This window comes from Marinifilum breve, from assembly GCF_003202155.1.
Lineage (GTDB): Bacteria > Bacteroidota > Bacteroidia > Bacteroidales > Marinifilaceae > Marinifilum > Marinifilum breve.
In genome coordinates, this window is the sequence record NZ_QFLI01000002.1 from 719,748 (window position 1) to 743,445 (window position 23,698).

A 23,698-nucleotide genomic window follows, 5' to 3' on the forward strand; every position below is an offset into this window, starting at 1 on the left:
CTCTTTTTTTTCACTGTTATCAGATAAAACAATTAGGAAATTAGCTTATTCTACAAGAATAAACTGAGCCTTCATGAAATACATCTTCTGGATACTGATTCTTCTGAAAACCTCCGAATATCAATCTCTTTATCGAGAATGTAATTTCGGTTTACCAATGAATACATCATTTCGCGAGCAAAATATGGTGCCAGTATCACTCCTTTTGTTCCCAAGCCATTAAAAACAGCTATATGCTGATTATTGGGGTGCACGCCTAAAACCGGACGTCGATCGCTCACTGCTGGACGAATGCCTGACCAATGACTAATAATTTTGTAAGGCAAAGAAATGAGTCTGTCCAATCGTGATAACAGATCTGCCTTGGTATCGAGAACCGTTTTTCCATTCTGTTTTGAATAATCATAGCTTGCACCCACTTTAAAGCGAGAATTGCCCATTGGCATCACAAATAGATTCTCATCGATGATGTAATCTTCAGGCAATTTATTACATTCTATTTCAATTAGTTCTCCTTTTGTTGGAATAAACGATATGTTTTTAAAATAAGGATTCTTTGTTGCATGATGACCTTCACAAAATACAATGGTTTTAGCAGTTACGCCATGCCAGGTGATATGCCCATTTATAAATCCAATATCCTGATACTTAAAATTGGCTTCGATTAGATGGCCTTTTTCTTTAAAAAACTTTTTCAGCTCTGCTAAAAGCTTTGCCAAATCGAGATAACCCGACTTCCCTACTCGATTGAACAGATTAAAGTTGTCCATTCCCCGTTTTATCCAACCTATGTCGGCACTTTCCATATAATCCGAGAAGTCTCCATCGAATATTCGTTCATTCCAAACTCGAATTTCGTTCTCGTTTAGTGGCTGGGTAAAATCTACTGGATGTAAAAACTGTTGACCAAGTTCATTCTCAATATCTTGATAAAGATTGGTCATTACGGGCAGCAATTCATCAACATTCCAATTCTTGGCAAGTTTATCGAAAATAGCGGGATTATATCTTCTGGTTGCAACATCCGAAGTCAAACTTCCTTCGGGACATGAAACAATCTTAAATTTATGACCTGCTTTGTACATATCTTAAGCAAGAAGAGAGCCGGCAATGCCTTGTCCAACAATCAGGAATTGATTATCCATAGGAATTTGTAGTTTAAGTAAATTGTTTTTTATGTACGCTACATCTAACAAAATGTTACCATTTGCTTACAAAAGTCGAACAAAAAACAAAGGATGAAACTACTTCATGAATCTTCGAATATCGATTTCAGGAGCTAATGGATAATCACTCACAGAAAGAAATCGTGTCATTTCACGAGCAAAGTATGGTGCCAACATTACCCCTTTTGTTCCCAAACCATTAAAAATGGCAATGTGTTCATGCAAAGGATGAATTCCAAGAATAGGACGACGATCGGAAACCGTTGGACGAACTCCTGCCCATTGATTAATCACTTTGTAAGGCAAATCAATTAAATCATCTAACCTGGATATGATGTCCATTTTTGCTTCTTCGGTGGTTTCCTCATCCAGCTGTGTCCAATCATAAGTGGCTCCTACCTTGAAACGATGATTTCCAACAGGCATCACAAAAAGCTTTTTGTTCAAAATGTAATCCTCTTGCAATTCATCACATTGTATTTCGAGCAGCTCTCCCTTTGTTGGTTTAAAAGCCAGATCACCAAAGTATGGATTCTCGGTGGCCCGATACCCTTCACAAAAGACAATTGTTTCGGCCATTAATCCATGCCATGAGATTTGCTTATCGATAAAACCCAAATCTTTGTAATCGAAATATGAATCCACAATTAGTCCTTCTCGCTTAAAGAACTTGCGCAGTTTCTTCAGCATCTTTGGTAAATCCACATAGCCCGATTGGGTAACCTTCCCGTAAGCATGCATTCCTTTGATGCCTTTGCCAACATGATTAACATGTATATCAGAAATAAAATCGCCAAAGTTGTCTTGAGCTCTTCTCTCCTTCCACATCACGCTTTCATGTTCGGATAGAGGCTTTAAAATATCCTTCTCATATAAGAACTTATGCCCCAACAGCTCTTCCAACTCACGGTAGGTTTCAAACATTACGGGCAAACAATCATCAACCATCCAACTTTTGGTTAATCGTTTAAACACAAGCGGATTGAACAAACCTGCAGCAATATCCGAAGCTTTGCGAAGCTCAAGACTCGATACAATTTTAAAGCTTAAACCTGCCTTATACATGTTATAAGCCAACAATGAGCCTGCAATACCTTGCCCGACGATTAAAAACTGTTTGTTCATTTGATTCTATAAGTTGACGATTGGTACTTTCTTATATAAAAGTTAAGAATTTCATAAGTAAACCTAAACATTTTCCACCAAATAAAGAGTAAAAGATCCTTTTTTATTGCCAATTGCTTTGTGATTTATCCAAATGAACTACTTTTGCAATGTTTATTTATTCTAAATAGCAATTAAAAGCTTTTAGTATCAAGTTGCAAGTTACAAGATGATTGAATTATTAATTCATGTTCGGGTTTAAGCCCCCCTCTGCCTGGAGGCATCTTCCCTGAAGGGAATAAATTAGCATTAAGGACAGATGTACTTGTTAATTGATACTTGACACTTTATACTTATTACATATTACTTAACAACATGCAACTATATAATAAACTGAGCAAAGAAGAGCTAATGAAGGAAATGGAAGCCGAAGATTTTGCGCGCAAAACCATTTCATTTTACCGATATGTGAATTTTGAGAACCCGAAAGCATACCGCGACGAGTTGTTCAAGAAGTGGTTCCTTTTGAACTGTAGAGGAAGAATCTATATTGCCAAGGAAGGGATTAATGCACAAATGAGTGTACCTGAGCACAACTTAGATGCCTTTTTTACAGATATGAACAGTCGAACAGAATTGGCTGATATGCCTATTAAATGGGCTGTTGAAGATGATGGAAAATCGTTTTACAAACTTACCATTAAGGTTCGCCCTAAAATTGTTGCCGATGGTTTGGATGACAATACATTCGACACTACCAATGTAGGCACACATCTATCTCCTGTTGAGTTTCATGAAGAGTTAAGCAATCCAGACAATATCATTATTGACATGAGAAATCATTACGAAAGTGAAGTGGGCCATTTCGAGAATGCAATTTGTCCTGACGTGGATACTTTTCGTGAAGAAATTGACTTAGTCGTTCGAGACTATGCAAAGAACAAGGACAAGAAGTTCTTATTGTACTGTACCGGCGGTGTACGCTGCGAAAAAGCCAGTGCTTATTTAAAACATCATGGATTTGAAGATGTGAACCAGTTGCACGGTGGTATTATTGCTTATGCACAAGAGATCAAACAGCTTGGATTGGAATCGAAATTTAGGGGAAAGAACTTTGTTTTTGACGAACGACTGGGTGAAAGCATCAATAATGAGGTAATAGCCAAATGTCACCAGTGTGGAAAGCCATGCGATACGCATACCAACTGTGCCAACGATGATTGTCACCTTTTGTTTATTCAGTGCGATGAATGTCGTGAGCACTACAATGGATGTTGTACCGATGAGTGCAAAGAAATTATTGAATTGCCTGAGGAAGAAAGGATAAAATTGCGTTCAAAATTCCACGATAAGTATAGCAAGAGTCAAATCTACAGACAAAGAATCAGGCCAAAGCTTTCGCAATTAAGAATCAATAAGAATAAATTTAAAAGTTCCAAATCATAATAATCAAAATACAATACAGAGAATGGTATTAATGGCTATGATCTACAAGTTGATAAAGAGAAGTTTTTATAGCTTGTTAACACCCCTCTCCCTATCGGGATCTCCCCTATAAAGGGAGAATTCTAAAATTAAAGGACTGTAGGTCTATATTATTTGTCTTAAATATTAAAATTACATACATCAGTGGAATCCTGAAATGGGAAGAATCTAAAATCAACTGCTCACTGATAATCGATAATTGAATAAAATGAATTTCTGGCACAACATACAAACCCCAAACTTTTCGCTTGCTCCAATGGAAGATGTTACGGATACATCTTTTCGAGAGGTAGTTTTAAAAAGCGCTGCAAGTGGCAAGCTGAACCTCCTGTTTTCAGAGTTTACATCTGTTGAAGGCATGTGTCACCCAGTTGGACACGATAAGGTAAAGCATCGCCTGCAGATTAATGAATCGGAAAAGAAATTACTGAAAGAAAAGAATGTAAAGCTGATTGCGCAAATCTGGGGAAAGGATCCTGAAAAGTATTACAAGACGGCACAATACATTGCGAACGAGACCGATTTTGATGGCATAGACATCAATATGGGGTGTCCGGTGAAGAATGTGGTAAAAAATGGTTGTTGTTCCGCTTTGATTGCTCAACCTGATTTGGCCAAAGAGATTATATTGGCAACTAAGGAAGCTACCAATTTGCCACTGAGCGTAAAAACCCGAATCGGTTTTAAAGAGGTGGTTACCGAATCGTGGGTTTCTCATTTGTTGCAAACGCCTATTGATGCATTAACCATTCATGGTAGAATTCAGAAACAAATGTCCGAAGGCCTGGCCGACTGGAACGAAATCGCGAAAGCGGTGCAATTGCGAAATAAATTGGCTCCACACATCAAACTGATAGGAAACGGCGATGTGGAATCGTATCAGGAAGGATTGGAAAAGTGTGAGACTTATGGCGTAGATGGTGTAATGATAGGAAGAGGAATTTTCAAGAATCCATGGTTCTTTCATCCTGAAAAGAAAGAGATTGGAATGGAAGAAAAACTTGACATGATGTTGGAACACACGCGTTTGTTCGATAAGACATGGGGCAATTCGAAAAACTTTGCCATTCTGCGTCGTTTCTTTAAAATCTATACCAATGAATTTCGTGGTGCCTCTTCCTTGCGTAATGATTTGATGAACACCAGAAATGCTGAGGAGGTTTATGAAGCTGTTAGGAAGTTTACAGTGAACAGTTATAAGTAAACAACAATCAGATTACAATGAAGTGATTTTGGCTATCCCTAAATATATTATTCCTTCTTATTGATGATTCTGTAAAGAACTTTACCTGTAGCATTTAATGGGTTCTTGTTTAAAAGAAAAATCAGTGTATTAATGTAAACAAGTTACATCTCATCAAATGAAATAATTCAATTAAAACTAAAGAATTATTTTGCATTAATATATATTACACATTGATGATGATTATGACTTATTGTTTTTTATCTTTAGCAAACTGTTAAGATAAATTACAAACCAATTGATTGTTTTATTTTAAAATACAATCAGCAAGTAAATTAAATATGAAAATGAATAAGCTCTTTTATGGATTAGCCATTGTATTATTGATGCTGTCCTGTTCGGGTAGTGATTCTCCTGTTGTTGAAGAAGAATTAAAACCAAGCAATGAATTCGAAGAATTATTGGATGAATATAACCTGTTCAATACTGGCGCACAGTTCGAATCAGGTAAAATCGGATTGGATACCAATAATATTTATTTTAATGGTCGTATAAAGGATAAGCTTATTATTAAAGGATTTAATAAAAAAGATAAATCACTTATTTTTTCGCATGAAGAAATTAAACTAGACACTATCATAAATATTGACGAAGGATATGGTGTATCCTCAACTCATAGTATTTCTGATTTTTTAATTAGACACATTCATAAATCTGAAGATAATTATGTACTTCTTCTCTGGGGAATGGCAAATGGTGATCAATATTTGATGAACAGACAATCTTTAACATCCCATTTATATTTAATTTCAGATAAAAATTACAATAGTATAAAGAGTTTCTCTATTCCAGCATCAAGCTTTTATTTTACAGGGGTTACTCCATGGTTTAATAATAGCATAATAGTTTCATCTACAACTCTACATGTGGATTATAAGAAATGGACTTGCTATACATTAGATGGAATTAACCAATTTGAAACAAGTAATTTTAATGTTAGCAAATATTATACTCCAATTTCTTTAGAAGATTGTATTGCTTTTCGTAATAATTTCTATCGTATAAACGTTAAAACAAATAAAATATTGTGGGAAAGTGAAAATCCACTATCTGACCTACCATCAGACATCCGAAAGGATGTAATTGTCTTTAGCCAACCAAAAGACGGGTATGTAAATTGTGAAATAAAATACACCCAAAAAGATGGAAAAAGAGGCGAACGAACTTATAAAGTGAGCATAGCTACTGGCGACTTTACCATGGTGGAATAAAAACATCCTTACAGATAATATAAATTACAAAGGGGTAATACTTAAATTGAAGTGTTGCCCCTTTATTATAAATATGATATTTTAAACCGTCCTGATTCAACTGAGAATCATTCTTTTTCAGTTTTCCATATTACAAATGAAAGTTGAATAAAAAGATTCTAACGCAACCAATTGTACTTTCTGCATCTAACTCATGTAAGTTTTATTGAAACAAGCAAAAAAAAGATGCCCTATGAAAGCCAAAAGACATGTACCATACTTAATTGTACTTATCGCATTGTTTACTGCATGTGATAGCGATGATACCAGTTTCCCAATCATTGAATCGACCGACTATTTTCCCATTCATATTGGTGATACCTGGGAGTATAAAGATCATATTCGAAAGGTTACCGGATCGGAAATGATTAACAACAAAGAATACAGGGAGATTACGCACGAAACTTATCGTGCTGATACTTTATATTATACCTACAAAACCTACTTTAGAACAACAGGCAACAATAAGGTTTACAAACTAAATAGTGATCAATCAGGAGAGTATTTATTTGCCGACTTTAACTTAAATGCTGATGATTGCTGGACATACATTAACAACTCGATTGGACGAGAAGATGAGTGGACAGTTACATCTCTTCCTGAGATTACTTTTGAGTTTGATGATACCGAATTGGAAAACTGCAAAAGATTCTTTTACAATGCAATGTTGATTGTTGATGAAGAGCATACCATCGTATTTGCTGCTGGTATAGGGGAAATCAATAATTTTTCGAATGCATGGGGATTGGGTGATACCATTGAAAGTGCGACCATTAATGGTGTTACTTATCGTTTTAAGTAGGGGTTTGCCTGCAAGGCACAGATCATATAGCCCAGGGGAAGGAGGCATTAGCGACTTTCGCCTTGGGTTTATGATTTGGAATTGATATTCTTGTAACAGGTAATGATATATGATTAAGTGGGCTTGTTGCGATGATAGTATTTAATTCTTTGTCTCTAGATCAGGCGAACTCTTACTTTTAATCATTTATAATTTTATGGGCATTCGTGATGCTCGCAAAGCTCTGTTATCATTACTATAAGAGAACCAATCCCAATAGTGATCGGGACTAGGTGGAAACACTCGGTGTCCCATCACGGCTTAATGATGAAAAGAAATGATAGTTACGGTCGTGCCTTAATTCACAGAAATTCTTTTAATGGAATTTAAAATTCAATACTCCATAATCCCTGATTACAAATCAGGGATAACATTAGGCTTGCCATATTAGCCAGGATGAGCAACGGGTAATGCTTGCAATTCGATTTTAAGATTTAGGTGTTCGGTACTGTATCGTTTTATGATGTGTTGGCTAGGGTGGTATCGGATATTTTCTATTTTAAGTGTGAACTCGCCTTCGGGAAAGTTCATGAAATTGAAGTTGCCATTTTTGGTAATTTTTGCTTGCATATTGTTCTCCAAAACGCTAACGGTGCCATATGAAATGGGCTGTCCAGTGTCTTTGTTTACAATAGATCCACGTATACTATAATGTCTTGAGTTGGATTTCTTTAGCTTACGAGCTGAATGATACTTGAAGTGTAATTCGGGATGAGAATCCTGGTATGAATTGATGGTCCAGTCGAGTTTGTCCTTTAAAAATTGATTGATACTAGCAACCAAATCGTTGAATTCCTTTCTGTTTCTTTCGTTCTGATCTTTTATTTTTTTCTTATTGAGAATATTGCCTTCTATATCCAGAAGGATTTGGCGATAGACCTGTAAAAACTCGTGGCTTGTGCCGTATTGTTCCAATTGATTTTGGTATTTCTCGCACAAATTATGCAGTAAATAGCCCGAATTGATTCTCCTTAGCTGTATTCCCCTTTTGATGTTTCGAAGGTGTATATTCAAATTGATTAGCAATTCCATATCATTGGTATCTGCTACCAAACGATTGATGGCAATCTCCAATACTTGTGCTTTCTTTACAAGCAGCTTAAACAGTTTGTTGTTTTCAGCTGTAATCCACTCTGTAGGCTGATTCAGCTTTACAAACATGCTCTCTAGCCTTTTGCAATTCTGTAAAAAACTTTGAACTTGCAATTTAGCTGAAGGATCGGATTCAAAAGGATTCAGGTTCTGGTTTAAAATGTTCTGAATAGACATGTAGCTTTCGATTTTGGCTCTGATTCTTTTGTGCATAAGTGTTTGTGTTATGTATTCCTTAAGTTAGTAGTTGTATTATTTGATTTCATGGATCAATCATTAAATGTAGTGCTATGGTATACAATGTTTCCTTTCTTGTTTCTTTTGTCTGCTTATAAAACATCAATGTCGTTGCGCATATCATATATGTCGTTCTATAAATCAGCTATGTCTCTTCATTTATCTGGTATGTCTTTGCATAAAACAGCGATGTCTTTTCTCATTTCACCCATGTCGTTCTGTAAATCAGCTATGTCTCTTGGAATCTCATGCATATCACTTCATAAATCAGCCATGTATTTACTTAAAACAGCAATGTCTTTTCGCATTTCAAACGTGTCGTTTCGTAAATCAGGCATGTCTTTCTAGAAAACAGCTATTTCATTGGATATAACATGTGTGTTGTTTAGCTAATCAGCACTGTTAATGGCTATGTTAGAAATGTAAATGCCCTTGTTTGTAGTTTTTGCTTACAAAATGCTATTGTAAGCCCATTAGGCAATGGTGCTAAGGAGTTCATACAATTGTTCGTCTGTAATTTCGGGTAGTACAATGTTTTCTACCGGGTATTCCCATACATTTTGTTGGTCCGACATAATCGATTCTTTAAAAGATGAATAAATGCTCTCTCCTCAAAATCTCTCGTATTGTGCTGCTTTGTTTACGCTGTTTAGGTTTGAATGCAGAGTTTAAGCAAACATCCAATCAATTTAAGAATAAATGATTACATAAAAAATTTTCATTGATGGGTTTTGCTCTAATATTGTCTTAGTTTAATTGGCACTTCTCCCAAAACCGGTTTCATCTTTGGGTTATTTACTATTGTTCATGAACTCCACCTTGTTGTGGTAGATCTAAAACGAAACAGAAAAGTCGAGCCAATCGAATGTCTCTTTATCCTCTAGCCGGATAGGCTCTTACTTTCTCCATTGATGAGAAAGTAAGCAAAGAATCTACGGCGCACCTACTCAGTGACCCAATACGGCTCAAAAGCGAATAGAAATAGATAGTCTCACTCATGCTTCGTTCGACAGCATTTCTATTTGTCGCTTTCTCTGCCTATGGGGCCCCACTTACGTAGATGATGCCGATCTTTCAAAGCATTAAGTTTTGTTCTTTATTTGGGTTATTCTCTATCGTTCAAAAGTCAAGCCAATCGGATACTGCTCGCCATTCCATAGCAAAGTTTTATTTCGAATCGCTCTCGATAAATATCCCTCAGGTTGACATAGCCATAGTTAATACAACTTTTTCTACGTCTAATTAGCTTGACCTTCCAATGCCCATAGTGAGCACTGAGGTAAAGTGAAGCTCGGTAATGATAATTCTAAAGAATTACCCACTATGAATCATGCAGAGCCATTAATTATTTAGGATCAACCAAAATTACATAAGGTTTATATATTTTATTATAAAAATAAATGTTATTGTGTAATAGATTTATTAAATTTGGTAGGCTTGAATTGTTTTTATACACCTATACCTATTATATTAAGAGATAGAATCAAATCAAAGATCTCATAAGTAATTGAATAGAAAATTAAATTTAAAATAAAATTAATTTACAAAGAATTACAATTCTAATAAAACTTGATTTATTAATTTTAATAAAAATATATAATGAACTACTTTGACTATTCTTTAATTGGTATTGGATTATTTATTATCATTTTATTTCCTAGACTCTTTAGAAATAAATTCTCTTCAAAAGAGCTTGCTTCTTTCTCTACAATTTTGGGAATACTTGGAACTTTTATTGGTGTAACTAAAGGATTATTAGATTTTAATGTAAATGACATTCAGGGTAGTATTCCTCAGCTTCTACAAGGTCTAACTTTAGCTTTTATAACTTCTATCGGAGGAATGACTATTTCCTTAATTCTAAAAATAAAGCCAAGCATTTATGGGATACATCGCAAACCTAATGACTCAAAAGGAGCAAGTATTGAAACTCTCGCATTACTACTAAAAGATATAAACGATAATCAGATTATCTCTAATAATGCGTTAATTAAGTCACTAACAGGAGATGGAGATTCTACAATCATTACTCAAATACAAAAATTACGAACTACATCAACTGACAAATTAGACGAGCTAAATAAATCATTTAACACTTTTGCTGATAAAATGGTTGCTAATAATACTCAAGCCTTAATTGATGCCCTCACAGATGTTATGCATGACTTTAATACAAAGATAAATGAGCAATTCGGAGAAAACTTCAAAGAATTAAATCATGCTGTGAAGTTAATATTAGTATGGCAAGAAAATTACAAAGAGCAAATTGAATTATCTATTGCACAGTTACAACAAACAAGTAATTGTATGACTTCCACTGAAATTGCAATAAATAAATTAGCAGCAAATTCTACTATTTTAATTGATGCTAGTCAAAGAATGGAAAAAGCACTAAGTGATGTTTTATCTGGATTGAATGGTTTTGCTGAGTTGGGTAATCAAGCTAAAAGTGCTCTACCTAAAATTAATGATAATATTGAATTACTTACCAGTAATTTTACAGATCGAATTAAATCATCAATTGATGAAATTCAAAAACAGAGTGTCAACCTTACTGAAGCGCAAGATAAAATCAAAGAAATTACACTTAGCAGAATAGATAATGTCAATGCTAGTATCGAGAAGCAGTTTAAAGAGCTTGATGAAGCACTTTCCTCTGAGCTTACTAAGGCACTTGAAGCATTAGGAAACCAACTTGCTTCTGTATCTAACAAATTTGTTCAAGACTATGTACCATTAACAAACAAGTTAAAAGAAGTTGTAAATCTAGCAGAACGTTTAGAAGCAAAAAATTAAAATAAAATGGCATTAGATAATAATAATAACGAAGAAAGTCAGTGGATACACATCTCCGACCTAATGTCCGTCTTGATGATGGTATTCCTTTTTATCGCAATAAGTTATATGTTCGTTGTAAAAAAACAATTCAACAAAATAAAAGAAATTGCAGTAACATATAATAAATTACAAGATGATTTATACGATAAATTACATGAGGAATTTAAAAATGATCTAGAAAAATGGAATGCTGAAATTGATAGTACCACTATCTCTGTAAAATTCAAATCTCCAGAAGTTTTATTCGGAGCAGGTCAAGCTCAACTAAAACCAGAATTCAAGGAAATTCTTAGTGATTTTATTCCCCGTTATTTAAAAATCATTACAGATACAACATATATAAATGACATAGAGGAAATAAAAATTGAAGGTCATACTTCAAGTGAGGGAAAAGCTGGTATGAATAAAGATGAATCCTATATTTATAATATGAACCTTTCACAAAGGAGAGCTTTCTCTACCTTTAATTATATATATAGTAATCTCACTCCTAACATTCAAAAGGATTGGGTTATGAAACACCTAACAGCAACAGGGCTTTCATTTAGTCGAATAAAACTTGACAGCTCTGGTATTGAAAATAGATCACAATCAAGAAGAGTCGAATTTCGGATTAAAACCAATGCAGAACAAAGAATGGTCAAAATATTAAATCAATAAATATGAAAATAGACGTCGAGTTTAATACTTTGGATGCGTTGAGAAAAGTTATGGGAGCTAAACTTTTAAAACTAACAGATGTTCAAATTGAACAAACTGCATTTGAAATTTTAAAAAGTGATGATGGCGCAGAAGTGGATTTCTTCGAAGATGTTGATGTAAATGATGACGGTACAATCCTCCATAAAGAAACAGGCAAACCTGTTTTACTATACATAAGAGAACCTTTCAGCCACACTCCCAAATATCATATCGCTGGATGTAGTACATTAAGATCATATGTTGATAATGGAAGAATAGAAAGATATGTAGCTGCATATAGGGATAAAGATAATCCATCAACTAGATTTAAATTGAATCTTTTGCAAGATGATTATTCAAGAAAAACTTATTGGAAAGAGTTAGATGTATGTAAAAATTGCCTTAGAGAATTAAATTATAAGGGATACAACTATTATAAATCTAAAAGAGAAGAGATATTTAATAATTTTAATATCGCTGATTTTTTTGAATCATATGACACGACTAGACATGGAGTCAATCCCAAACGAGAAGAAAATGACTTTAACCAAGATGAATATCCTCCCAATTGGAAGTTTATTAGTAATCGGTACAAGCGAAATATAAACTTCCATTGTGAAAAATGTAAAATCAACTTAAGCGATAATACTAAGTATCTTCATCTTCATCACAAAAACGGATATAAGAAAGACTGCAGTGATGAAAACTTAATTGGGCTATGTATTAAGTGTCATTCAGAAGAGCCACAACATCACCACTTAAAAAACACATCTGATTATAATAGCTTTATTCTATTATATACAAGGTAATTTTAAATCCACAACTTATAAAACAACACTATGAACGACATAAGCACAATTATTCTATTAATTGTATCGGTATTAATCGGAATACCAGTATTTTTCTATTTAGTCCCAGTTGCACTCTGGTTTTCTGCACTGCTATCAGGGGTAAATCTTACATTAATGGAATTAATATTTATGCGACTGAGAAAATCTCCTATTCAGGATATTGTAATGGGTTTGATAACAGCAAACAAAGGTGGTATTCCAATAAACAGAACTGAATTGGAAGCTCATGCCCTAGCTGGAGGCAATACTGCAAATGTTATTAATGGATTAGTTGCCGCAAAACACGCTGGATTAAAATTGTCATTTAAAAATGCATGCTCATCAGACTTTAAAGGCATCGATCTAGTGAAGTTAGTGCATAAAGAAGTGGAATTGAGAAAAGAAGAAGAGAAGATTTTTGAGTAAAGTTTATTCCTAATAGATAACACGAATAGAATAACCTAACTTGAATCAAAACAAGAAAATTTAACACATCAGATATGCAAAAATTCACATTACTAAGCCATCAATGGAAAGCGGCCACCCGATCGGCGGCGGTTTCCAAGAGTGTTGGCATTAAAGTCTTCATGGGCTTTGTCTTTTTCATTTTATTCCTCGAATTATTGGGAGGAGGCTTTTACCTGGGCTCGGCACTTGCCAAAAGCTCGGCAAATCCTATAGCTGATTTAATGCGCTATGGAGTGTATTTCTTTTTGGCCATTCTTTTGTTTCGCTACATGCTACAGAAACTGCCAACTTTAATGGTAAAGCCTTATTTGATTTTACCCATAAAGAAAAGCAAGCTGGTTAATTTCATGTTGACCAAACCGTTGTTTAACAGTCTTAACATCCTGCCGCTTAGTTTTGTTTTGGCTATTACACTAGGTTTGCACAAGCAGATGGATGCTTATAGCTTTTGGGTGATTGTTGCTACTGTTATGACTGGTGATTTGTTTGTGAACTATCTGTCTATCTACATTAAAAGAGTGCAGATAAAACATGAATATGTCTTTTACCTGTTCCTTGCCAGTGTTGCGGCTCTGCTTTTTTTGGATCAGTTTGCCATTATCGATCTTCAGGCTTTTTCTTCCCTTGTATTTATGCAAGTAATTGCTCAGCCATTGTGGTTACTAACGGGACTATTGCTTTTTGCAATGGCTTATTACCTGAATTTCCAATTACTATACAATCACTTTTCGTTGGAAGATTTTGGAAAGGGCGATACCAACCAAAGAAGCAGTTTAGAGAATTTGAACTACCTGGATCGCTTCGGAAAAATAGGAACCTTTGCCCTACTGGAGCTTAAAATGTGCGTAAGAAACAAACGCACCAGAACCATGCTGTTTATGGCACCTCTGTTCCTGCTTTATGGATTGTTCTTTTACAATGATCCGAAAAATCTGGATATGAATGGCTTTCTGATTTTCATAGGCATATTTATTTCAGGTGGTTTTATGATGAATTTTGGTTTGTACTTCTTTGCCTGGGAATCGGGACATTTTGATTTGATGCTGACCACCAATAATACTTATAAGGACTATATAAAAGCCAAGTACTACCTGATGCTTTCAAGCAGTATCATTCTTTTTCTTTTATCTACATTCTATGTATACTATGGATTAAATGTTCTGTTGGTAAACTGCGCATGTTTTTTGTTTAATATTGGCATTAACAGTCTACTACTCCTTTATTTTGCAACAAACAACAATCAATACATGGATCTTTCTAAAGGTGCATCATTTAATTACCAGGGCGTGAGTGGAAGACATTTTGTCCTTATCATTCCATTACTGGTTTTGCCAATATTAATATATATCCCTTTCGGTTTACTAGATCAGTCCAATATTGGTATTACCATCATAGGTACCATAGGGCTTTTAGGAATATTATTCCGCGAGAAGTTACTGGATATCATCACCCAACGTTTTATTAACAAGCGCTACCAAATGTCAGAAGGGTTTAGAGATAAATAATAAATACCCTTAAGAAACACTAATAGATAATCCGGATTAAAAGAAAATAACATGATACATATAGATAATTTAGGCAAAGCATATAATGCCGTTAAGGTTTTAGACATAGAACAATTGGAGATTCCACAAGGTCAATCCTTTGGTTTGGTTGGGAATAATGGAGCAGGTAAAACCACCTTGTTTCGATTGATACTAGATTTGATTCAAGCAAACAGTGGACAGGTATTGAGTAAAAATATTGCTGTACATGCTGACAGTCAATGGAAAAACTACACGGGTTCATTCCTTGACGAAGGCTTTTTAATTGACTTTTTAAAACCTGAAGAATACTTTAAGTTTATTGCTGATATTAATGGCGTTACCAAAGAAGAACTGCAAGCATTTTACAATGATTTTGCTGATTTCTTTGGAGATGAAATCCTGAATAAGAACAAATATGTTCGCGACTTCTCGAAAGGGAATCAAAAGAAGATTGGCATTTTTGGTGCTATCATTAGTCAACCCGAAGTTTTAATTCTGGATGAGCCTTTTGCCAACCTGGATCCTTCCTCTCAGATACGCCTGAAGATGTTGTTGAAAGACTTACATCAGAAAAAGAACCTAACTATGCTCATCTCTAGTCACGACTTGAATCATATTGCCGAAGTAAGTGAGCGCATCGTGATTCTGGAAAAAGGTCAGGTAGTTAAGGATCTTTTCACTTCTAATGATACACTTGAAGAATTGGAAGGATATTTTAATCCTGAGGCTGCTGTTAAAGCTGAAAGTTAAAATCAAATTACTTATACATATTTTGAAGAATTCACACATGCTAAGCACCGCGAAGATGTTAGGCATGTGCTTCTTTCAATTTTAATATGAATACTAACCAAATCCACAAATAATGAAGAGAAATATTCTGATTTTATTATTCCTTATTAGCTCAGGCTTGTCATACGCACAAGAATCTAAAAATGCTATAAAGATGACATCCTCCTATTCATCTATTGATTCTGAATTAAGTGACATCCTCCGCTTTGAGGGAATTGAATATCTAAAAATAAGCTTTACCGGCAAAGAGTTAAAAGATAAAAGCTACCATTTATCGGTGAAGGAAATTTGGGATGGAGTGATTAAATCGGACACAACGATTATAAATAGTGCTAAAATTAGCTTCCAGCAATTATCAAAAGTAAACGATACGATTTTCAACTTAAAAGTCATTTCAAAATTGACACAGGAAAACAAATTAAAAATGACTTTCAAGTTTCCGAGATTTTCCACAACAAAAGAATTTGACGCAATCGACTCTGATGATTATAGTTTGAGAAACGTTGCTGAAGTATCTGGTGAGAAAATTGAATATGGGAAAAAATTCTACTTACTCGCTTATATTCTGCCTTATGAAAAAGATGGAATGAAATATTGGTGTGCTGTAGAAAGTAGTGGTAAAGAAATTGAGAGCTGGGGAAAGGAGTTTGGAATAAAACACTACCTCGTTTTTGAGATGATTTTTGAATAGAAACTTAAATAAAAAGGCAAATCCCTATCTCTACAAAAGTTAAACCCTAACCTACAAACCCAAAACAATTAAAATATGACCACTCATAAATCAGCACTTCCGTTACTCACATTCCTATTATCATTGCTATTCATACTCAGTCAATGCAAACCTACTCCATCTAAGACAGACGAGAATAAGAAAACTGCCACGAAACAAAAAGCCGAAGCTATTGTAAAGAAAGCGCCATCTTGTAAGATACTATCACAGTGGCGTGGTCCAAAAAGGAATGGTATATATCCCGATAAGAACTTGCTGGAACGCTGGCCAAAAGGAGGTCCAAAACTACTTTGGCAATATAATGATCTTGGTGTTGGTTATGCTTCGGCAGCTGTAACCGATGATGTTGTGTATACTGTAGCCAGCTTGCAAGACACCAGTTTTATTGTGGCATTTAATCACAAAGGAAAATTGCTTTGGAAGAAAAAGATGGGATTGGAATTTACTGACAATTATCCTGGAAGTCGAGGTACTCCTATTATATGTAGTGACTATGGTTATTTCCTTACCGGTGTTGGCGTAGTATATTGCTTTGATATTAAAAATGGGAATGTAGTTTGGAAAAAAGACATCAAAAAGGAATTTAATGGTCGTCCTCACAACTCGGGATACTCAGAAAATTTAATTGTTGATGGAGATAAAGTGATTTGCACCCCTACCGGACCAGAAACCTGTGTTGTTGCACTAAACCGTAAAACTGGTAAGCCAATATGGACAAGTAAGGGAAATGGTGAAAAGAATGCCTATTCTAATCCTATTCTCATTGAAAGGAATGGAAAAAAAATATTTGTGATCCAATTGCGAAAATCTATTGTGGGTATCGACATTTCAAATGGAAAAAGATTGTGGAAGCATCCGATGAAGTCGGATCTTCATTCCAATACTCCAATCTATAAAGACGGACATATCCTTGCTATAGATGGATGGAAAGGACACACAGTAAAATTAAAACTTTCGGCAGATGGCAGCAATGTACAAGAAGTTTGGAAATGTGAATCGCTAGCTGCAGAACAAGGAGATGCGGTAATACTGGGAGATAATATATATGGTGCTGATGTAGCCAATTATTCTTTCAACTGTGTTGATTGGAATACTGGAATGAAAAAATATAAGATTGTACGCAATAGTAAGCCTCATCGCATTGCAATCATTTCTGCGGATTCTCTGCTGTATTGTTATTCAGATGAAGGTTATTTTTACCTGGTTAATCCCCTTGATAAAAAATTTGAAACCAGAGGAAAATTTAAAGTTCCAGGTACAAAAAAGACAGATCATTACACACATCCTGTCATTTACAATGGCTGTTTATATGTACGTCACAACAATAGTTTATTTGTTTATGACATTTCGAAATCAGATCACAAAACAAGTTAGAATGTACCAATTACAAATAAATGAAAGTTTCTGCTAAAGCCAATTCTTAAAACCTAAAACAATACTAACCAAATCAAAATACAAGTATGAATTTAAAAACCATCAAAAACTTAATCAGTATTATACTGGTATTTGGATTAACCTCTATCGCTTCTGCTCAAAGCAGTATATCGAGTTATGATGATGCACTAAAGCTTGCACAAGAAAAGAATCAAAACATTCTGTTGTTTTTTACGGCTAGTTGGTGTACACCATGCAAGCAAATGAAGAAAGAGGTGTTTACAGACCCTGAAGTTTCCGAAAAGATTTTAGCTCAACACATTCTGGTTTATTGTGATATTGATAGTCCGGAAGGAAGAGAATTAAAGGTTCGATATAATATTGACAAAGGTGTTCCTGTATTGGTAATTGTTAATTCGAAGGAAGAAATATTAATGCGTAAAGATGGTGGTATGGATAAAGCTGACCTTTCGCAATTTATTTCTAACAGTACCAAGCAATCCCAGAAAGAGAATGGATTAAAAGCAGGAATTAAAGATGCCAGATATATAACCATTCTATATGGATTAAATGATAGCCTTGAGAGAGAGGCGATGAAGTCGATCTTAGATGCTCCCAAAGTAAAAAACAAAATATCGGAACGAAAATTCATTACCAGTGATTTTAATCTAGGTGAAACCAAATACGCCAAATGGTTAAAAAAATCGAAGAAGGATAATATTAGCCCAATCATATTTGTACAGGACAAGTATAAAAAATACTTAGCTCGCCATGCCGGTCGTATTAATGAATCGGAAATGATACGATTGTTAGAATTGGATACGGCCACAATGGATCTTTCGAAATACAAGAGTTTAATTACGATGAAAGAACATGGTGCTGCATACAAGTTTATAGGAAAGATGCTATCATGCGAATGGAGACCAGGAATTAGTGTCGGTATCAACAGCATGAAACTAAACAACAGTGCATTTGACCACTCGAAGACAGGTTATGAGCTGGGATTTATAATGGATTATACCCCAAAGAAACTTGAGGGAAAATTTGTTTTCCAAAGTGGATTCATATTTAACTCGATAGGAGGACACAGCAAAGAGCTCTCGAAAGACATCCGATTAAATTATCTTGAAGTACCCTTAAGATTTAATTACAAGATATTCAATCACAAAATTGTTGGTTGTCCTCAACCAGTAAGAGCCAGTTTTGCACCTTATTGCGCCTATCGTATTGGAGGAAAAAACACTGGTGAACTTTCTCATTTAAGAAACTGGGACTATGGAATTAAAACGGGATTGAATATAGCCTTTGGTACATGGGATGCATTTCTTGGCTATCAGCATGGTTTGGCAGATCTCAGTTCATCGAGCAATATGGATTTTTCCAATAGAGGATTTTTCTTTAGCACAACAATGGTATTTGGGAAATAAATGTTCCCATTGGTAACTAATACAAAAACAGCATAAACTCGAGAAAATGATAGAACTAGAACCTGAGTATTTAAACAAAATTGCCAATCAATTAATTGTAATTAGTTCATTATTGAGCGGTTTTTCGATTGCTGTATTGGCAAATCTATTGGTTAGCAACACGGAAAAAAGAATATCGAATCATATTCTAAAAGTTACGACCATAGCAGCAGCTTGCTTTTTAATTACACTATTTGCCATGACTAAAATTGTGATGATGACCACGGATGGATTCCCTCTCAATGTTGATTCCTCCGAATTAAGACTTCCTAAAATTACAGGCTTCTTGGCATTTATGTTCGGTATTATTGCTCTTTCAGTTTTAATCGCTCTTTCTGGCTGGACCAAATCCAGGAAAACTGGAATATTTACCACAATTATTGGAGTCATAACCTTTATTGCAATATTGATTAATTTATAATTCTATTACAAAATATGGGGAAACATATGTGCTCATTTTTCACAAAAATTAATCCTAAGAAATATTAAAATGGAATATACCAGGAAAACTTGGAATCAAAATCAAAAGAGACTAAGAGATTTGTTAGGTAAAGAGTCCTCATTTCAGGAAGCAATTAAACTCTTTCTTGATCAACATGCCAGAGTTCATGCCTCAGATGTTTCGAAAGTTGATTTTTTTACTTTCGAAGATGAATTATGGAAGGATATGGATGATGTCTCATTTCGTATCAGTCAGAATAAAAAAGGAAGAACTGTAGCATATGGAATATGGCACTCAACACGAATTGAGGATATTACAATGAATCTACTTGTAGCCGAAAAAGGACAAGTTATTGATGAATACAAGTGTTTGAAAGAAATAAATTCACCAATTTATGATACTGGTAATGCTTTAGAACCTGACGAAATAATCGAGTTTAGTAAGATAATAAATATTAAAGCCTTAAGGAACTACAGAAAACTCGTAGGTAAAAGAACTCGTGAAATTGTAAATTCACTTACATATGCTGATCTAAAGAACAAAGTATCGAAAAGAGGAATAGAAAAGATCATATCATTGGGTGCAGTAGCAAAAGATGAGAAAGCATCCTGGCTTATTGATTTTTGGGGTAAAAAAAACATAGCAGGGATTCTACTTATGCCTGCTAGCCGACATCTTTTGGTGCATATCAATGAATGTATGGAAGCAAAGAAGAACGGAAAAAAACACAAAAACAAAGTACAGATATATTAATTATTATAGTTATGGCAAACACACTTGATGATTTACTAGATGGTGCAAAGAAAAAAGGTTCTGAGCTTTGGAGCAATATTAAAAGTTCGGGCAAAGATAAACTTAAGCTTGGGATACAAAAGTTAAATGATGCTCTACCGGATATTGAGAAAGCAGGTTTTGTTTTGGTTCGTTTGGATGTCGATATAGCTCTTCTGCCTCGCCTATTTGCACGATTTAAGCAAGTGCATGAAATTAGCTCCGAAGAGAAGGAAGCCATTCTGACCAAAACCAAAAAGAACAAGTTTCTCAATTTTATATTAATTGGTCTATTTAAGGCTGTTGAAATAAAAGGGGAAGTAAAAATTGACAGTATGAATCTGGAGGAAATCGAATTGGAAATTGGCCTCACTCCTTCTGCCAAGATCATATTCCGTCGAGAGGAAAGATTGAAGTTAATGGAGTAAGCATTTGCAAATCCCATTTCCAGAATTAATAATCAACAATCACAAAATTTTAATACAAATTCATTAAAAATTAAAAACACATGAAAATTACACTACTCTACATTTTACTTATGCTCTCATTTGTAAGTTTTGGACAAAAAAAGTACAAAACCGTAAAGAAAAAAATAAACCTCATTCACAAAGAAGTATACCAAATTGAGAAAAAAAGTAAACTAAAAGAGGGATTTTATTATTATATAGACACTAGCAAAAATGACACCTTAATTAGTGGTAATTATAAGGATGACAAAAAAGTCGGTCTTTGGAAATATTACGGTAGAGGTAAATTTCCATACTTAGAGTATGATTTCAGTACAAATAAATTAATAAGTAACAGGTACAGAATTACAAAAGATTCTACCTATATCAAGAAAGATGATAAATACATCCTAGATAAAGTGGATAGTCCTCAAATTCATATTGGATTTAAAAATCAAGCTGAGTATGATTTAGCGAAATCTTTAACAATACCCAAAAGTGTGATCAAAAATGGCACTCCAACAGTATTCATCTACTCCTTTGTAATTAGCAAGGATGGTAATTTAAAGAATATTAAAGTTGAACAATCAATTGATAAAGAATACGATAAAAAAGCAATCAAGACAATTAAAGAACTTGATTACAATTGGGTACCTGCATTAAAAGATGGAGAAGCTGTTGATTCTAAATCATTTCTTATTATTGATTTCTCCAATGGTCAGAATCTTTCCAAAAACGATCGCACCAAAGCTTACTTATGGCAGGTTAAAATGGTCTACTATGGTATTATAACTAAAAGTCAATCTTTTTGATTTCCATATAATGAAGCATTCAAAATCCTTGTTAAACTGAATGATGCAGTTTAACAAGTTTGACAAATTGATTATTAAACATGAAAAGAACAGAAATAGTACTAAGTATAATCGCGTTCATATCTATAATACTTAGCATGAATCATGTAACTTTTAATGGAGTTATTTCGGCATTGGGTTTTACAAGTTTAGCACTTTTATACATGTATTTAAGTTTTGCTTTATTCAACAAAATTCCTTTCACGAGAATATTAAAGAAAGAGGCTTACCTGAATGTTAGTAAATTACGAATTTTTGGAACAGTTCTTACCGGAATGGTTTTATCCTTAAGCCTTATAGGAATGCTATTCAAATTGCAATTGTATCCAATGGCAGAGGTAAATTTACTTACTGGTATATTGGGACTATTAATTGCTACCATAGTTTCTATAGTCAAATATTCAATTGGAAAAGACAAGTTCTACTTTGAAATTTTAAAACGAATTATCCTTGTTGGAGTATTCGGGTTTCTCTTCATCATCACACCTAAAGAAAGTATTTTGGAAATCAGGCATAGAAAACATCCAGAATATATCGAGGCAGTTAAAAATGCCTGGGCTGATCCTGATAATCAAGCTCTATGGAAAAAAGTTGAAGAAGAGAATTTAAAGATATACGATGAATAAATATATTTCCTAACCAAAACACCCAATAATGAAAAAATATATGAACCAATTCCTTCAAGCAATGCTTGCATTATTTGTGTTGGCTTGTTCTCCACAATCACAAATCCAATATGTCGACAATTTAACAAGACATGACATTACTTATCAATACCAATTCAAGCAAGATAAAAACAAAGAGCTTGTAAAAGTTAAAAAGTCAGATAGTATTTTCAATTATCACATTCTAGATACGGTACTTGAAATACATCAGTTTATTAGAGATCCTCAAGAACGTTTTAAGGAACTTAAAGCAATGATGGAAAAGTTGAAAGATAGAAAGCATATGCCACAAATTGAGGCTGATTCAGCATTCTATTTTCAGTCATGTAAATTTGATGGACAAACTTGTTTTTCTTTTGCCTTGGAGAATTTTTTCAAGAATAACAATATTAATCCTCATCCTTACTTTGATTCTGAAACCTTAATTGGTTCCAAAACTTACCTTATTGTATTGGACGCTATCAATTTGGAAAGTAAGGCAATCTCATGGAAAGAATTCAAGAAGAACAAACACAATATGCCCAAAGAGGCATTGTTAGCTCTACAAGAACAAGACAGAATCAATCATGGCATGTATTACAAAGATGGATTGTACTATTCTAAAAATGGCCGATCAAGACCAGCTATTTTTCCTGATTTAAAAAGCATTGTAAAATCGTACATGTACACAGATACTGTTTGGGTTTATACAATTGACAACCGTAAACTGCATAAACATATTGCATCGATTAAAAATAAAGTATTAACAACTAAGAGTGATAAATAAAATGAAAACATTAGCAATTCTAACCTGCTTACTATTCACTTTTAATTATAGTAATGCACAAGAAATATCTAAGAAAAACTCACGAAACAAAATCGGCCTTACTTATTCTTTTGCAGATAGCGATGTAGTCCACTTTCAATCTTTGACTGGTGCTGCAAGCTACGATAGTGAAAACTTTTACGCTATTGGAATCAACTATACTCATAAGCTTAACAAGTGGTTAGAACTGGAAACTGGCATAGAGTACCTTCATTGTTCAGTTGTTTCTGAGCCAAATTTTATTCCTGGACATGAGGCTATTCAATCGAAAAGTGATCTTTCAATGGTAAGCATACCATTAACAATGAGAACAAATTTTGGAAAATATTTCTTTCTGAATGGGGGGTTCTCAATCGATATTGATGCCTCAGATTCAAGCATCATCGATTCTCAATCGGGTATAGGAGGTATATTGGGATTGGGTATGAAATATGACTTTACATGTGGTGCATGCCTGTTTGTAAATCCCTACATTAAATCTCATGCACTTATTCCGTTCTCTCATGAAAAATATCATGAACATTTACTGGAAGGCGGTATCAGAATTGGAATAAGTTATAACCTATAAGTCTGATTATTATATTGTATCAATAAGCCC

At 34.3% G+C, this 23,698-nt stretch carries 23 protein-coding genes; 20 read left to right on the forward strand and 3 right to left on the reverse strand.

All coding sequences use genetic code 11. The features are described 5' to 3' along the window. Nucleotides 1–71 precede the first annotated feature (71 nt). Nucleotides 72–1,085, reverse strand: coding sequence for an NAD(P)/FAD-dependent oxidoreductase (locus DF185_RS07145; protein ID WP_110360050.1), 1,014 nt, complete (start codon nucleotides 1,083–1,085; stop codon nucleotides 72–74). A 159-nt stretch (nucleotides 1,086–1,244) separates the two neighbouring features. Then, nucleotides 1,245–2,291, reverse strand: a complete 1,047-nt coding sequence (locus DF185_RS07150; RefSeq protein ID WP_110360051.1) for an NAD(P)/FAD-dependent oxidoreductase — start codon at nucleotides 2,289–2,291, stop codon at nucleotides 1,245–1,247. A gap of 354 nt (nucleotides 2,292–2,645) precedes the next feature. Here DF185_RS07150 and trhO point away from each other — a divergent pair, with 354 nt between their 5' ends. The 4 genes from trhO (at nucleotide 2,646) to DF185_RS07170 (ending at nucleotide 7,050) form a co-directional block, all read left to right on the forward strand. Then, entirely contained in the window at nucleotides 2,646–3,716 is a 1,071-nt protein-coding gene (gene trhO, locus DF185_RS07155; RefSeq protein WP_110360052.1) for an oxygen-dependent tRNA uridine(34) hydroxylase TrhO, read from the forward strand. Between the two features lie 247 nt (nucleotides 3,717–3,963). After that, the gene (locus DF185_RS07160) at nucleotides 3,964–4,959 is read left to right on the forward strand and encodes a tRNA dihydrouridine synthase (protein ID WP_110360053.1); all 996 of its coding nucleotides are present in this window, start codon (nucleotides 3,964–3,966) and stop codon (nucleotides 4,957–4,959) included. 326 nt (nucleotides 4,960–5,285) lie between these two features. Beyond that, nucleotides 5,286–6,209: a hypothetical protein gene (locus DF185_RS07165; protein WP_133249989.1), complete on the forward strand. Its 924-nt coding sequence runs from the start codon at nucleotides 5,286–5,288 to the stop codon at nucleotides 6,207–6,209. Between the two features lie 232 nt (nucleotides 6,210–6,441). Next, nucleotides 6,442–7,050 carry a hypothetical protein gene (locus DF185_RS07170; RefSeq protein WP_110360055.1) on the forward strand — a complete coding sequence of 203 codons (609 nt, stop codon included), beginning with the start codon at nucleotides 6,442–6,444 and terminating at the stop codon, nucleotides 7,048–7,050. 426 nt (nucleotides 7,051–7,476) lie between these two features. Here DF185_RS07170 and DF185_RS07175 read toward each other — a convergent pair whose 3' ends face one another. After that, nucleotides 7,477–8,394: a carboxypeptidase-like regulatory domain-containing protein gene (locus DF185_RS07175; RefSeq protein WP_110360056.1), complete on the reverse strand. Its 918-nt coding sequence runs from the start codon at nucleotides 8,392–8,394 to the stop codon at nucleotides 7,477–7,479. 1,623 nt (nucleotides 8,395–10,017) lie between these two features. Here DF185_RS07175 and DF185_RS07180 point away from each other — a divergent pair. From DF185_RS07180 to DF185_RS07255, 16 genes are all read left to right on the forward strand, one after another. Beyond that, nucleotides 10,018–11,214 (forward strand): hypothetical protein, encoded by a 1,197-nt coding sequence (locus DF185_RS07180; protein WP_110360057.1) that lies wholly within the window; start codon nucleotides 10,018–10,020, stop codon nucleotides 11,212–11,214. A gap of 6 nt (nucleotides 11,215–11,220) precedes the next feature. Next, a complete protein-coding gene (locus DF185_RS07185) occupies nucleotides 11,221–11,916 on the forward strand; it encodes an OmpA family protein (protein ID WP_110360058.1) in 696 nt (231 codons plus the stop codon). A 2-nt stretch (nucleotides 11,917–11,918) separates the two neighbouring features. Further along, a complete protein-coding gene (locus DF185_RS07190; RefSeq protein ID WP_110360059.1) occupies nucleotides 11,919–12,746 on the forward strand; it encodes a hypothetical protein in 828 nt (275 codons plus the stop codon). Between the two features lie 30 nt (nucleotides 12,747–12,776). Further along, a complete protein-coding gene (locus DF185_RS07195; RefSeq protein WP_110360060.1) occupies nucleotides 12,777–13,193 on the forward strand; it encodes a flotillin-like FloA family protein in 417 nt (138 codons plus the stop codon). A 74-nt stretch (nucleotides 13,194–13,267) separates the two neighbouring features. Next, nucleotides 13,268–14,740 carry a DUF5687 family protein gene (locus tag DF185_RS07200; RefSeq protein WP_110360061.1) on the forward strand — a complete coding sequence of 491 codons (1,473 nt, stop codon included), beginning with the start codon at nucleotides 13,268–13,270 and terminating at the stop codon, nucleotides 14,738–14,740. A gap of 51 nt (nucleotides 14,741–14,791) precedes the next feature. Then, entirely contained in the window at nucleotides 14,792–15,511 is a 720-nt protein-coding gene (locus tag DF185_RS07205) for an ABC transporter ATP-binding protein (RefSeq protein ID WP_110360062.1), read from the forward strand. Nucleotides 15,512–15,623: 112 nt separating this feature from the next. After that, the gene (locus tag DF185_RS07210; protein WP_110360063.1) at nucleotides 15,624–16,241 is read left to right on the forward strand and encodes a hypothetical protein; all 618 of its coding nucleotides are present in this window, start codon (nucleotides 15,624–15,626) and stop codon (nucleotides 16,239–16,241) included. A 75-nt stretch (nucleotides 16,242–16,316) separates the two neighbouring features. Further along, nucleotides 16,317–17,654, forward strand: coding sequence for an outer membrane protein assembly factor BamB family protein (locus DF185_RS07215; protein ID WP_110360064.1), 1,338 nt, complete (start codon nucleotides 16,317–16,319; stop codon nucleotides 17,652–17,654). Between the two features lie 86 nt (nucleotides 17,655–17,740). Further along, complete coding sequence (locus DF185_RS07220; protein ID WP_110360065.1) at nucleotides 17,741–19,081, forward strand: thioredoxin family protein; 1,341 nt, start codon at nucleotides 17,741–17,743, stop codon at nucleotides 19,079–19,081. 46 nt (nucleotides 19,082–19,127) lie between these two features. Continuing rightward, on the forward strand, nucleotides 19,128–19,541 hold the full coding sequence (locus tag DF185_RS07225; protein WP_110360066.1) for a hypothetical protein: 414 nt from the start codon (nucleotides 19,128–19,130) through the stop codon (nucleotides 19,539–19,541). A gap of 69 nt (nucleotides 19,542–19,610) precedes the next feature. After that, nucleotides 19,611–20,315, forward strand: a complete 705-nt coding sequence (locus tag DF185_RS07230; protein WP_110360067.1) for a DinB family protein — start codon at nucleotides 19,611–19,613, stop codon at nucleotides 20,313–20,315. 11 nt (nucleotides 20,316–20,326) lie between these two features. After that, entirely contained in the window at nucleotides 20,327–20,761 is a 435-nt protein-coding gene (locus DF185_RS07235) for a hypothetical protein (RefSeq protein WP_133249990.1), read from the forward strand. A gap of 80 nt (nucleotides 20,762–20,841) precedes the next feature. Then, nucleotides 20,842–21,591: an energy transducer TonB gene (locus tag DF185_RS07240; RefSeq protein ID WP_110360069.1), complete on the forward strand. Its 750-nt coding sequence runs from the start codon at nucleotides 20,842–20,844 to the stop codon at nucleotides 21,589–21,591. An 80-nt stretch (nucleotides 21,592–21,671) separates the two neighbouring features. Next, nucleotides 21,672–22,256, forward strand: coding sequence for a hypothetical protein (locus DF185_RS07245; protein WP_133249991.1), 585 nt, complete (start codon nucleotides 21,672–21,674; stop codon nucleotides 22,254–22,256). Nucleotides 22,257–22,284: 28 nt separating this feature from the next. Next, on the forward strand, nucleotides 22,285–23,061 hold the full coding sequence (locus DF185_RS07250) for a hypothetical protein (RefSeq protein ID WP_110360071.1): 777 nt from the start codon (nucleotides 22,285–22,287) through the stop codon (nucleotides 23,059–23,061). Nucleotide 23,062: 1 nt separating this feature from the next. After that, entirely contained in the window at nucleotides 23,063–23,668 is a 606-nt protein-coding gene (locus DF185_RS07255) for an outer membrane beta-barrel protein (RefSeq protein WP_110360072.1), read from the forward strand. The last annotated feature ends 30 nt before the right edge of the window (nucleotides 23,669–23,698 follow it).

What these genes read in the sequence shown, in the direction of transcription:
- trhO (WP_110360052.1), top strand. Translation starts at nt 2,646, where the DNA reads ATGCAACTATATAATAAACTGAGCAAAGAAGAGCTAATGAAGGAAATG.
- DF185_RS07255 (WP_110360072.1), top strand. Translation starts at nt 23,063, where the DNA reads ATGAAAACATTAGCAATTCTAACCTGCTTACTATTCACTTTTAATTAT.
- DF185_RS07185 (WP_110360058.1), top strand. Translation starts at nt 11,221, where the DNA reads ATGGCATTAGATAATAATAATAACGAAGAAAGTCAGTGGATACACATC.
- DF185_RS07195 (WP_110360060.1), top strand. Translation starts at nt 12,777, where the DNA reads ATGAACGACATAAGCACAATTATTCTATTAATTGTATCGGTATTAATC.
- DF185_RS07210 (WP_110360063.1), top strand. Translation starts at nt 15,624, where the DNA reads ATGAAGAGAAATATTCTGATTTTATTATTCCTTATTAGCTCAGGCTTG.
- DF185_RS07150 (WP_110360051.1), bottom strand. Translation starts at nt 2,291, where the DNA reads ATGAACAAACAGTTTTTAATCGTCGGGCAAGGTATTGCAGGCTCATTG.
- DF185_RS07180 (WP_110360057.1), top strand. Translation starts at nt 10,018, where the DNA reads ATGAACTACTTTGACTATTCTTTAATTGGTATTGGATTATTTATTATC.
- DF185_RS07190 (WP_110360059.1), top strand. Translation starts at nt 11,919, where the DNA reads ATGAAAATAGACGTCGAGTTTAATACTTTGGATGCGTTGAGAAAAGTT.
- DF185_RS07245 (WP_133249991.1), top strand. Translation starts at nt 21,672, where the DNA reads ATGAAAAGAACAGAAATAGTACTAAGTATAATCGCGTTCATATCTATA.
- DF185_RS07205 (WP_110360062.1), top strand. Translation starts at nt 14,792, where the DNA reads ATGATACATATAGATAATTTAGGCAAAGCATATAATGCCGTTAAGGTT.
- DF185_RS07160 (WP_110360053.1), top strand. Translation starts at nt 3,964, where the DNA reads ATGAATTTCTGGCACAACATACAAACCCCAAACTTTTCGCTTGCTCCA.
- DF185_RS07145 (WP_110360050.1), bottom strand. Translation starts at nt 1,085, where the DNA reads ATGTACAAAGCAGGTCATAAATTTAAGATTGTTTCATGTCCCGAAGGA.
- DF185_RS07200 (WP_110360061.1), top strand. Translation starts at nt 13,268, where the DNA reads ATGCAAAAATTCACATTACTAAGCCATCAATGGAAAGCGGCCACCCGA.
- DF185_RS07215 (WP_110360064.1), top strand. Translation starts at nt 16,317, where the DNA reads ATGACCACTCATAAATCAGCACTTCCGTTACTCACATTCCTATTATCA.
- DF185_RS07220 (WP_110360065.1), top strand. Translation starts at nt 17,741, where the DNA reads ATGAATTTAAAAACCATCAAAAACTTAATCAGTATTATACTGGTATTT.
- DF185_RS07230 (WP_110360067.1), top strand. Translation starts at nt 19,611, where the DNA reads ATGGAATATACCAGGAAAACTTGGAATCAAAATCAAAAGAGACTAAGA.
- DF185_RS07170 (WP_110360055.1), top strand. Translation starts at nt 6,442, where the DNA reads ATGAAAGCCAAAAGACATGTACCATACTTAATTGTACTTATCGCATTG.
- DF185_RS07165 (WP_133249989.1), top strand. Translation starts at nt 5,286, where the DNA reads ATGAATAAGCTCTTTTATGGATTAGCCATTGTATTATTGATGCTGTCC.
- DF185_RS07235 (WP_133249990.1), top strand. Translation starts at nt 20,327, where the DNA reads ATGGCAAACACACTTGATGATTTACTAGATGGTGCAAAGAAAAAAGGT.
- DF185_RS07225 (WP_110360066.1), top strand. Translation starts at nt 19,128, where the DNA reads ATGATAGAACTAGAACCTGAGTATTTAAACAAAATTGCCAATCAATTA.
- DF185_RS07250 (WP_110360071.1), top strand. Translation starts at nt 22,285, where the DNA reads ATGAAAAAATATATGAACCAATTCCTTCAAGCAATGCTTGCATTATTT.
- DF185_RS07240 (WP_110360069.1), top strand. Translation starts at nt 20,842, where the DNA reads ATGAAAATTACACTACTCTACATTTTACTTATGCTCTCATTTGTAAGT.
- DF185_RS07175 (WP_110360056.1), bottom strand. Translation starts at nt 8,394, where the DNA reads ATGCACAAAAGAATCAGAGCCAAAATCGAAAGCTACATGTCTATTCAG.